The organism is Ancrocorticia sp. (assembly GCF_052089425.1).
Classification (GTDB): domain Bacteria; phylum Actinomycetota; class Actinomycetes; order Actinomycetales; family Actinomycetaceae; genus Ancrocorticia.
Genome location: NZ_JBQCZW010000004.1, coordinates 78,024 through 89,231, shown reverse-complemented (window position 1 = coordinate 89,231; position 11,208 = coordinate 78,024). Strand labels below are relative to the sequence as shown.

General features: G+C 60.0%; 8 protein-coding genes. 2 read left to right on the top strand and 6 right to left on the bottom strand.

Annotation, left to right across the window (positions count from 1 at the left end; genetic code table 11):
* Positions 1-132: 132 nt before the first annotated feature.
* The 3 genes from ACTHV6_RS02880 to ACTHV6_RS02870 are packed head-to-tail and all read right to left on the bottom strand — an operon-like array spanning position 133 to position 4,194.
* Positions 133-1,245, bottom strand: coding sequence for a substrate-binding domain-containing protein (locus ACTHV6_RS02880; protein ID WP_441385758.1), 1,113 nt, complete (start codon positions 1,243-1,245; stop codon positions 133-135).
* A gap of 38 nt (positions 1,246-1,283) precedes the next feature.
* On the bottom strand, positions 1,284-2,642 hold the full coding sequence (locus ACTHV6_RS02875; protein WP_441385757.1) for an ABC transporter permease subunit: 1,359 nt from the start codon (positions 2,640-2,642) through the stop codon (positions 1,284-1,286).
* A 13-nt stretch (positions 2,643-2,655) separates the two neighbouring features.
* The gene (locus ACTHV6_RS02870) at positions 2,656-4,194 is read right to left on the bottom strand and encodes an ATP-binding cassette domain-containing protein (RefSeq protein WP_441385756.1); all 1,539 of its coding nucleotides are present in this window, start codon (positions 4,192-4,194) and stop codon (positions 2,656-2,658) included.
* Between the two features lie 362 nt (positions 4,195-4,556).
* Here ACTHV6_RS02870 and ACTHV6_RS02865 point away from each other — a divergent pair, with 362 nt between their 5' ends.
* Both ACTHV6_RS02865 and ACTHV6_RS02860 read left to right on the top strand, forming a co-directional pair.
* Positions 4,557-5,765 (top strand): ROK family protein, encoded by a 1,209-nt coding sequence (locus ACTHV6_RS02865; protein WP_441385755.1) that lies wholly within the window; start codon positions 4,557-4,559, stop codon positions 5,763-5,765.
* Positions 5,762-6,505, top strand: coding sequence for an ATP-binding cassette domain-containing protein (locus ACTHV6_RS02860; protein ID WP_441385754.1), 744 nt, complete (start codon positions 5,762-5,764; stop codon positions 6,503-6,505). The genes ACTHV6_RS02865 and ACTHV6_RS02860 overlap by 4 nt, the downstream gene beginning before the upstream one ends.
* A gap of 44 nt (positions 6,506-6,549) precedes the next feature.
* Here the strand turns inward: ACTHV6_RS02860 and ACTHV6_RS02855 are convergent, their stop codons facing one another.
* The 3 genes from ACTHV6_RS02855 to valS all read right to left on the bottom strand — a co-directional run bounded on the left by ACTHV6_RS02855 (position 6,550) and on the right by valS (position 11,143).
* Complete coding sequence (locus ACTHV6_RS02855) at positions 6,550-7,290, bottom strand: GPP34 family phosphoprotein (protein WP_441385753.1); 741 nt, start codon at positions 7,288-7,290, stop codon at positions 6,550-6,552.
* A gap of 10 nt (positions 7,291-7,300) precedes the next feature.
* Entirely contained in the window at positions 7,301-8,350 is a 1,050-nt protein-coding gene (locus tag ACTHV6_RS02850; protein ID WP_441385752.1) for an LppP/LprE family lipoprotein, read from the bottom strand.
* 126 nt (positions 8,351-8,476) lie between these two features.
* Positions 8,477-11,143, bottom strand: coding sequence for a valine--tRNA ligase (gene valS, locus ACTHV6_RS02845; RefSeq protein ID WP_441385751.1), 2,667 nt, complete (start codon positions 11,141-11,143; stop codon positions 8,477-8,479).
* Positions 11,144-11,208 lie beyond the last annotated feature (65 nt).

Below are 11,208 nucleotides of genomic sequence, written 5' to 3'. Positions count from 1 at the left end.
GGTGTGTTGTGTGTAACCCTCTCTTTGTGTTTTTCGTTTTTCATTCTTGTTTTGGTGCGGGGGTTTTGTGTTGTTTTTAATTTGGGTGCTCGTGGGGGGGGGGGGGCCTGCCCCCCCCCACCGCTCGTCAAATTACTTGTTGTCGTTAATGATCGCCATGATGTCCTCGTTATCTGCGAAGAACTCTTCCAGATTATCGAGGGTCACAACGGTGGGCTCAAGGGCGTACACGGGTACTTCCTTGGCGCCGTTATCAGCGGTGTCATTGGCTTCGGGGAGTCCATCACCAGCGGCCAAGGAATCGAGAATATCCATGGTCTGGTCAACCATTTCTTGGGTTGGCTTAGCAACCGTGGAGTACTGCTTGCCGGAGGCGATCCAAGCGATGGATTCGTTTTCAGCATCGAGGCCCGATACCACGGGGATATCCTGACCGGCCTGTTCAGCCGAGGTGATAATTGCACGAGCAATACCGTCGTTCGGGGAAAGGACGCCATCGATCTGCTCGTTGGAGTAGTTACCCGACAGGATGGAATCCATGCGGGACTGAGCCTTGCCGTTATCCCAATCCTGTGTGGCGGCCTGTGTGAAGTCGGTCTGCCCAGAGACGACAACGAGGGTCCCGTCATCAATCTTTGGCTGGAGTACGCTCATCGCGCCATCGAAGAACAGCTGAGCGTTCGGATCTGCCGGGCCGCCCGCGAACAGCTCAATGTTGTAGGGGCCATCGCCCTTTTCTTCTTCGAGGCCCTGTAGGAGTGCCTGTGCCTGGAACTCACCAGTCTTGATCGAACCGAACTGGACAACACCGTCAACGGCTTCGGTGTTCTCGATCATGCGGTCGTATCCGATGATGGTGATGCCAGAGGCCTGGGCCTGCTCAAGCACAGATCCCAACTGGGTGCCGTCAATCGGACCAACGATGAGGACCTTGGCGCCCTGCTCGATCATGGCCTCGATTTGGGACTGCTGGTTAGGAACCTTGTTATCAGCGGCCTGAACGATCGCGTTGTATCCGGCTTCATCCAGATCGGTCTTGAAGATCTGATCTGCTTCCTTCCAGTTCTGCGTTCCTAGCCATGGAAGGGAAACACCAATGGTGTCTCCTTCCGCGAGTGTTACTGCGTCATCGGTGGAATCTGAGCCGGCATCATCGCCGCCGCGGCCGCCATCGCCGCCACATGCGCTAAGTGTGAGGGCTGCTGCCGCCGCGATGGCGGCCAGCCCGGTAAAACGTCGCTTCATTGTTTTCCTTTCGGGGTGTCGGTTATGAAACCGCGTTGTTAATGCTTGGTAGGTGGATGTGGATCGAGTGGGTTGTCGGATTCAGGTGTGATCGCAGGCCCATCAGCGGGCTTTGATCCGGGTTCTGCACCGGAGGCGGCTACTGCCGCACTTTCTGGGGAGAGTGGCTCCTGTGGTTCACCATCGAGGCCCAGTTGCGCTTTCTTCGCTAAATGGCCGGTAATGGAGGGCTTTCCGTGGTTCTTGTTGTACACATCGAAGGCAACGGCGATCAGGAGCACGAGGCCCTTGATCACGGCCGTGCGGTCCTGGCCAACGCCCATGAGCATCAAGCCGTTGTTGAGAACGGCCATGACCAAGCCGCCGATCACGGAGCCGAACACGGTTCCAATACCGCCGGATACCGCGGCGCCGCCGATGAACACAGCCGCGATGGCGTCCAGCTCCCACATGTTGCCGTCCTGCGGACCTGCAGATGTGGAGCGCCCCACGAAGAGGATGCCGGCAATGGCGGCAAGGAAGGACATGTTCATCATGACGAGGAAGTAGGTGCGCTTCGTGTTCACACCCGAGAGCGCCGCGGCGGCCCGATTGCCACCCACGGCGTAGACGTGGCGGCCGAATGTGGTGCGCTGGGTAATGATGTGGTAGATGATCACGAGTACCAGCAGAATCACGCCGGGGATCGGGAAGGAGGTTCCCGGGCGGCCCGATCCGAAGATCCACGTGATGTATCCGATGATGGCCACCAGAGCGATCGATCGTGTCACGGGGATCCACAGTGGAGCCTCATTTCCTCGCTTGATTTCCTTGGCACGCTTGCGGAACTGACTCCATGTCAGGTAAACGATCCCAACGATTCCCAGAAGGAGCGTGGAGTTGTTCATCATGGTCCATCCGGGTCCCCATTCGGGCATGTATCCCGCGCCCAGAGTGGTGAACTCGCGGGGAACCGGTGCGGAGATGGAGCCAGAAATCCAGATGACGAGGCCTCTGAAGGCTAACAATCCCGCCAGCGTGGTAATGAAGCCGGGGATTCCCATTTGGGCAAGCCAGAAGCCGTGCCAGCACCCCACGAGGAGGCCAACGCCTAGGCCCACGAGCAGCGAAGCCCACCAGGGGAGTCCGAAATCGCGCCCAGAAATGGCTACCACCATGCCCACGAGGCCGGCTACTGAACCGACGGACAGATCGATGTGGCCAACCACAATCACCATGACCATGCCGATGGCAAGTACGAGAACATAGGCGTTACCGGAGATCAGGTTTTGGAAGTTGGAGGAGGTGACCATCTTGCCACCCGACAGGAACTGGAACACGAGCACAAGCACGATCAGCGCCAACACCATGGTGTATTGCTGAAGATTGCCCCCGAGGAGTTCTCTCAGTTTTTTCATCTTGCGGATCCTTTTAGTTAGCGCCTGCGCCGATAGGGACGTCCGTATCGTCCGTGGCATCTGGGTCAGTAGCGGTGGTGGAGGTGAGGGTCATGAGCCGCATGAGCTCCTCTTGGTTGGTAGAGCGCGCGTTGGCAACGCCGGTGATCTGGCCTTCGCAAATGGTGTAGATGCGATCGCAGATCCCCAGCAGTTCCGGCAGTTCCGAGGAAATGACAATCACTCCGCGGCCTTGATCCGCGAGGCGGAAAATCAGCTTGTAGATCTCGAACTTTGCGCCCACATCGATGCCTCGCGTAGGTTCGTCCAAGATCAGCAGGTCTGGTTCTGGATACATCCACTTGCCGAGAACAACCTTCTGCTGGTTGCCTCCTGAGAGCGTAGAAACGCCCGAGCGCACATTCGGGGTCTTGATACGAAGATCCTTGCGGTAGCGCTCGGCAACCTCTGCTTGTTCGTCCAGATCGAGTAATCCGCCGTGGACAATGCCGCGGAGATTGGCGCTGACGATCGTCTTTTCCACGGTATCGATCAAATTCAAGCCGAGCGTTTTACGATCCTCTGGAACGTAGGCAATGCCCCGCTTAATGGCCTGACTGACGTTGTTTAAGCGAAGCTCTTCGCCCTTGAGCCACATCTGCCCGCCAAGGTACTGCCCGTACGACTTGCCGAAAAGCGAACGTGCCAGCTCGGTGCGGCCTGCGCCCATGAGGCCGGCGAAACCAACAACTTCGCCAGCCCTGACCGTAAAGGAGGAGCGATCGGCTGCGAGGCGATCGGGAATGGATTCGTGGACAACGGTCCAGTCCTTGACCTCAAACATCGTTTCGCCATGGTTGGGCGTGTGATCCGGGTAGCGATTATCGAGGGAGCGGCCAACCATGGATCGGATGATGCGATCCTCGTCAACCTTTCCAGCAACAACGGGGTAGGTTTCAACAGTCTGACCGTCGCGGATGACGGTCACTGCATCGGAGATGGCTGCAATTTCGTTGAGCTTGTGCGAAATCATGATGCACGTGATGCCTCGCGACTTCAGATCGCGCATCAGGTCAAGGAGATTGGCGGAATCCTCCTCGTTCAGAGCCGAGGTGGGCTCATCAAAAATGAGAAGCTTGACGTCCTTGGACAGCGCCTTGGCGATTTCCACCATCTGCTGCTGGCCCACACCAAGATTCTTGACGGGCGTGTTGGGATCAATTGCCAAACCGATGTGGTCCAGAAGCCCGGTGGTGACCCGGCGCTGCTCATCCCAATCAATGAGGCCGCGTTTACGGATTTCGGATCCCATAAACACATTTTCCGTGATGGAAAGCTCTGGAATGAGAGCGAGCTCCTGATGGATGATCACAATCCCGGCCTCTTCGGAGGCCTTGATGTTGTGGAACTTCACGGGTTCGCCGTTGAAGTAGATGTCACCCTGATACGTTCCGGTGGGATGAACTCCCGAGAGGACCTTCATGAGCGTGGATTTACCCGCGCCGTTTTCTCCGCAGATGGAGTGAATGTCCCCTTCCTGAACCGTCATCGTGACGTTATCTAGAGCGCGCACGCCAGGAAACTCCTTGACGATGTTACGCATCTCTAGGATTGGGGGAGGCTGCTTTGCCATATGTACTCCCGCGCTTCTTTGTGGGAACAGAACGAGGAATTCGTTCTATTTTGGAATCATAGGCACTTGCCCCCTTGACTTCAAGCTATAAACGCAAATTGCGTGGATGAGTTTTTCAGATGCCGTTCACCATCCGCTCCTCAGGCGCGAGGGGACGGTGGAAAGTGTGCGTGAGCGCGGCATGTGCCACCTCGGAACGAAACGCTAAGGCATGCTGTCCGGCAAAGAATACTCCAAAGTCTTGCACCGAATATACCGTGAGGCGTAGATCGGGGGAGGCTCAGTAGTGATAGCGTTATCTCGTGAGTATAGGACCGGGATCGCAAGCTTCACTACGTGAAGCCAATACGGCTCGCGTTGTGGAAACCGTTCGCAAGTTCGGGCACATCACTCAGGTTGAATTGACCGCAGCTACTGGCCTTTCACCTGCCACCATTTCGAACACGGTGAAACGCTTGGTTGCCGAGGGAGTTTTCCGCACGCGGAGCACTGTTCATTCGGGACGGCGTGCTCAGTTGGTTTCTCTCGCTCGGCAAACAGGGCTACTCGCTGGCGTTCAAGTGGGCCGGCGAGTTCTTCGCATCGCCATCTCAGACACCTCGTTGGACATCCAGCGGTCCAAGAGCCTGCCCCTCCCACTGACGCATCGGGCAGATACCACGCTGGATCGGGCGGCGATACTCATCACTGAACTGGTTGAGGATCTGGGCGCGAACGTAGACGAGCTCAGCGCCGTTGGGGTGAGCATGGCAGCCCCGATAGATCCTGAATCCGGCATGATCCCCGTTGCCGGGATTCTCCCGGGCTGGGAAGACATTGAGATCGCCACCGTCCTGTCCAAACGTCTCAATCGCCCAACGAGCGTGGATAACGATGCGAACGCGGCCGCCGTGGCAGAAGCGCGCCGCGGGGCACTGCGCGGGGTGGCTAACGGGATCTACGTGTGTGCTACCTACACGACGGGGGCCGGGATCATTATCAATGGTCACGTGTATCACGGCGTGCGCGGTACGGCCGGAGAGATCGGGCATGTTCAGGTGGAACCCTCCGGGTTAATCTGTAACTGCGGAGGCCGTGGCTGCCTCAACACACTTGTGGGTGCCAACGTGCTGGTGGAATCCCTTCGGCTGTCACACGGCTACACATCGGTTTCGGACGTGATCCGCGAGGCCAACGCTGGAGATATTGGCTGCCGTCAGGTGGTGGGCGATGCCGGCACCCAGATCGGGCGAGTTCTAGCCGATCAGGTGATGGTACTCTCCCCCTCAAAGATCGTGGTGGGGGGCGAACTTGCGGCCACGGGTGAACTTTTGCTTGCCCCGATGCGCGATGCCATTGAAGGACGGCCACTGTTCGCTGGTACGGTGAGCGTGGAAGCGGCAGCGCTGGCCGGCCAATCGGAGATCATGGGGGCACTGACGCTCGCTTACGATGAACAAGAGAGAGTGAACCCTATGGGGGTATCGCCAGATCGCGCTGACGGTGCTTCTCCGAAGGGGGTAGGGGAATGACACGGACACCAATTCTTCGTGTGGAGAATCTGACCAAGCACTTTGGGGCCGTTCAGGCGGCCAACAACGTGAGTTTTTCCGTGCACGATCACGAGGTGGTGGCCCTCGTAGGTGACAATGCGGCCGGTAAATCAACGGTTGCCCAAATGGTTGCCGGAGCACTGACACCAACGGCAGGGCGCATCTTCGTGGGAGGACATCCCGTCACCATTGCCTCGCCTCGCGAGGCCTTCGATCTAGGGATCGCCACCGTGTACCAGCAGCTCGCCCTGTGTGAAAACCTCGATGTGACGTCCAACATTTTCCTTGGCCGCGAACTGACGAGTCAGGCGGGCCTGCTGGATACCAAAGAGATGGATCGCCTGGCGCGCGAATACTTGGATCAACTTGGAGGGCGCATCCCTGACGTGCATGCTCCACTCGCTGCCCTCTCGGGAGGCCAACGCCAAGGCGTGGCCATCGCGCGCACCCTCGTGGCCGAACCGAGCCTGTTCGTGATGGACGAGCCAACGGCCTCGCTCTCCGTGTCCCAAACTGCCGACGTTCTCAATTACATCGAGGGTTTGCGCGAGATGGGCAAGGGCGTGATCCTCATTAGCCACAATCTCACGGATGTGCGTGCCATCGCGGACCGCATCATCGTCCTGCGCCACGGCCGCATCAACGGCGAATTCTTTGCTCAGGATGCCTCATATGAACAGGTGATCGCCGCGATTACGGGGCTGACGCACGGGCACTAGCGGCGGAGGAACCCGGCGTCGTCCCTTTCAAAACGAACCGATGATCACCTGAAGCGACCGAGACGAGTTGTGAAGCCATCAAACCTGGACCGGGTCCAAAACGGCGATTCGTACTCAGGGGTCACGATGGCCAGAGCTACCTGCGCCACGGGATCGTTCTGGGCCAGAAAATGACCGCGCGCTCTCATGTGCCCGAGCGCTTCCTCGCGTTGCCTGCCCGTGAGATCTGGCGCGCCTGGCGGCTTCGCCCCCGGCCAGTCCAGAACAGGATCTAGGAGCGAACCCACCTTCATATCGCCCACCGCTAGGAGTGCGGCAATCCGCCTGATCGGTTCTCTGGGTACCTCTGGACCGAAGAATGCGCCGTAGAGCTCACCCAGAAGGCCCTCGCGGTATGGCGGGTTCGCCACCGGGTATCGCTTCCACCCCAAGGAGGGCAGTGCTGGGCCAAGAACGCCCTCATACACCAGGCTCTCGAAGATCGGTTTGTGCCCTCGTGGCCCTCCGTACATGTGCCGAAGAAGATTGCGGGGGTCCGTCACGGACACATTCTTGTTCTGTAAGTGGGACAGGCACGTGGTGAGAGACGGTTCAGGCACCGGGGCGTAGCTCAGGACCTGAATCTGGGGGTGTGGGCCGTACGGGGCGAACGTGAGGCGCCCGCGATCGATGAGGTCGGCGAGGGCCGCGGCGGCCAGAAGGTAGTTTCCATCCGAATCCACGAGCACCTGCAGTTTCCCGTTCGGATCGGTGGTGACGGTCACCAGATCGCCGAGAGTAGTCATGTGCCCCTCCTTAGAACGTTTCCGAGGCGTCGCCGCTCATCCACACGCCATGCCCCGTGTTCGAATCCCAGCAGGTCAGCCCCGTCTCCTCGGAGGCGCACACGAAGTTCTTGTAGTACACCACGTCACCGTAGCCCACTTCTTGCCCCTCGGTGCCGGGGGTGATGTAGTACGGGGCGTCACCCTTAGTGCCCAGCGTTGCCTGACCACCATCGAAGAAGAACCACCAGTTGTTCCCCGATTCATCGCCGCCGTAGGGCGCATCCTGAATGTAGGATTCGACCCCGCAGCCCGGCCCGTAGTCCGGGTTAGTCGTGAAATCGCAACCGATGTTGCCACTGGGCGTCACGATCATGGCGATCTCGGGGGAGCTGGAGGAGGGGGTGTACACGGAGGTGATGGCTTTCGCCCCGTCGGGGGCGGGGCCGCCCGCCCCGGGGTAGGCATTTTCTGGAAGGTCCGGTGTGGGATCGCCACCCGGGGTGTCGAATTCTGGGCCGCCATCCACATCACCCGACGGCACGATTTCGCGCGCCGCCTCATCCCACGTGTAGGTGATGACGGTGGTGCCGGAGGCTTCTGCGTTGGATTCCCCGTCCTTGGGCCATTGGTAGGTGACCTCGATCGAATCATCGGAGAGGCGCTCTACTGTTGGGCCCCATCCGTACTCCGAGCCATCGGGCGCCGCCTCATACTCGCCGTGCACGAACAGAGCGATCGCATACGGGGAGGAGACGGTGCCGCCTGCCAGCGGGAATCCGATCCACGAGAGCGCGGCGCACGGATCGTAACCGGATGTGTCCGCGTAGTGGCGATCCCAGCCATTGCTCGCGTTCATTTCCTCGTCATCACCGAACGGATCGGGGAGTTGATCGAACGCGGCATCAGCTGCTTCTTCGGGCGAGGTATCGGCGCACGAGGGAACTGGTGAGGCGTTGGGACTCGGTTGCGCACTCGGCGGGGCGGAGGCGCCGGGGGAGGGGGAATCCGCCCCCGAGCCGAGAGAGCACCCCGCCAGCCCCAGCATCACCGCCGCACCGATACCCCACAACTTTCGCATGATGTCCTCCCCGTTCGAATGGTTGGGGCAAGGCTAGCGGACGATCGGTCGCGGGTTGATGCCGTGTCCGATTGTGAGATCGACGACGACGAAAGCGCCCGGCCGAAGCCGGGCGCTGCTCGCATGTTACTTATTTCGCGGTTTCTTCGGCTCTGGCGGATCTAGCTCGTAGGAGGCGATGGATACCGCCCCGTCGGATTCGTCGGACACAGAAAGATCGCCACGCACGTGGGCGGCCTTCACCAGATCTGCATGGACCAGATCGAATAGGCCGCGATCGGCCGTAGCAACAGCAAGGTTCACCCATGCGTAGGAGGTGCGTTGGGACACCTTGTTCTCCGACTTGGCCTTGCGCAGCACCGTCAGCGCTTCGCCCGCCACGCGGATAAGCTCCGGATCGGCTCCGGCGCCCGCGGCGCGCAGCGGCGCAGCCTGTGGCCAGGCGGCCAGATGGACGGACCCTGTGCGGTACCAAGACCACACGTCCTCCGTAGCAAACGGGATGAACGGCGCCAGAAGGCGCAGGAAGGTATCCACGGCGATGTTCAGAGTGACCTGCGCGGACTTGGCTGCCGGATCGGCCGAATAGGCGCGATCCTTGACCAACTCGAGGTAATCGTCGCAGAACGTCCAGAAGTAGGTTTCCGTCAACTCGAGGGCGCGGGTGTGATCGTAGGCATCGAACGCCTTCGTGGCACCATCCACCACGTCCGCCAGCCCAGTGAGTAAGGCATGGTCAACGGGCTCGGTCACGGAGGCCGGATCTAGATCAACTGCTGCGCCTTCGCCCGCCATCGACAGGGCGAACTTCGAAGCATTGAGGACCTTCATCGCGAGGCGGCGGCCGATCTTCATCTGCTGTTCGTCAAAGGCGGCATCCACGCCAAGGCGTGCGGAGGTGGCCCAGTAGCGCACCGCGTCAGAACCGTGCTTCTCCAGCAGGTGCATTGGCGTGACCACGTTGCCCTTGGACTTGGACATCTTCTTGTGGTCAGGATCCAGAATCCAGCCCGAGATGGCGGCGCGCTTCCACGGGATCTGGCCAAACTCGAGGTGAGCCCTGACCATGGAGGAGAACAGCCAGGTGCGGATGATGTCCTGGCCCTGTGGGCGCAGGTCCATGGGATAGACGCGTTGGAACAAATCGTCGTCGTTCAACCACCCACTCACGATCTGGGGGCTGAGCGAGGAGGTGGCCCACGTATCCATGATGTCAATCTCCCCGGAGAAACCGCCGGGCTGATCACGCTGATCCTCCGTGAAACCGGAAGGAACATCGCTGGATGGATCGATCGGAAGCTGCTCGAATTCGGGCGCGATGACGGAATCGTAGCGGACCTCGCCCGTATCGGACACGCGGTACCACACGGGAATCGGCACGCCGAAGAAGCGCTGGCGGGACACGAGCCAATCGGTGTTGAGCCCGTTGACCCAATTGTCATAGCGCACGTGCATGAAGTCCGGGTGGAAGGAGAGCTCGTTACCGGCGGCGATCAGGTTATCGCGAAGATCCTTGCCGTTGGCCTCCTCATAGGGGCGGCCACCGTTGCGGATGTACCACTGGCGGGAGGTGACGATCTCCAAGGGCTTATCGCCCTTTTCGAAGAAGTTGGTCATGCGCTGGGTCGGGGTTGCCTGCCCGTGCATCTCGCCGGATTCCTGAAGCGCCTCAACAAGCGCCTTGCGTGCGGAGAAGGCTGTTTTGCCCGCCATCTGCTCGTACATCGTGCGGCCGGCGGGATCCGTGATCCAGTCCGGGGTATCGCGGAGGATGCGGCCATCCTTGCCCAGCACGGAGCGTGTGGGAAGCTGGAGTTCGCGCCACCACTGGACGTCCGTGAGATCACCGAAAGTACAGCACATCGCGATGCCGGCGCCCTTGTCCATTTCCGCGGCCGTATGGGCCACCACGGGGAGCTTGACGTTGAAGATGGGGGAGGTGACGTAGGTGCCGAACAGGTGCTGGTACCGCTCATCATCGGGATGAGCAATGAGCGCCACACAAGCGGGCAGCAGCTCAGGGCGCGTGGTCTCGATCATCACGTCATCGCCGCCCTCCGTGTGGAAAGCAAGCGCGTGGTAGGAGCCGGGATACTCGCGGGCTTCAAGTTCAGCCTGAGCCACGGCGGTCTGGAACGTGACGTCCCACAAGCCGGGCGCCTGATCCTGGTAAGCCTCGCCCCGCTCAAGGTTCTTCAGGAAGCCCGCCTGAGCAACCTTCTGTGCCTTGGCGCCGATCGTCTGGTAGTGCTGGTTCCAATCGACCGAGAGCCCCAGCTGGCGCCAGAGTTCTTCGAATTGGCCTTCGTCGGTTTCCGTCAGCGTCCAGCACAACTCGATGAAGTTGCGGCGCGAAATCGGCTTCTGATCGGCAAACTTGATGGACTTGCCATCCCCTCCATCGTGCGGAGGAACGAATTCCGGATCGTAGGGGAGCGAGGGATCGCAGCGCACCCCGTAGTAGTTCTGCACGCGGCGCTCGGTGGGCAGGCCATTATCGTCCCAGCCCATCGGGTAAAACACTGACTTGCCGCGCATACGCTGGTAGCGCGCCATCGCGTCCGTATGGGTATAAGAGAATACGTGACCGATATGCAACGAACCCGAGACGGTGGGGGGAGGGGTGTCAATCGAGTACACCTCCTCGCGTGTTGCCGTCCTGTCAAACGCGTAGGTCTGTTCATCGTCCCAGCGGCTTGTCCAGCGCTTTTCAATGCCATCGAGGTTTGCACGATCCGGTACCTCCGTGTGAGCGAGGAGTTCGGACCGCTTCTTGTTCGTCGAATCAGTCATGGTGGTTATTGTTCCACGAAGATGGGCGTTGCCCCAGCTACGGGGCCCACTGGGGGAGTAAAAGC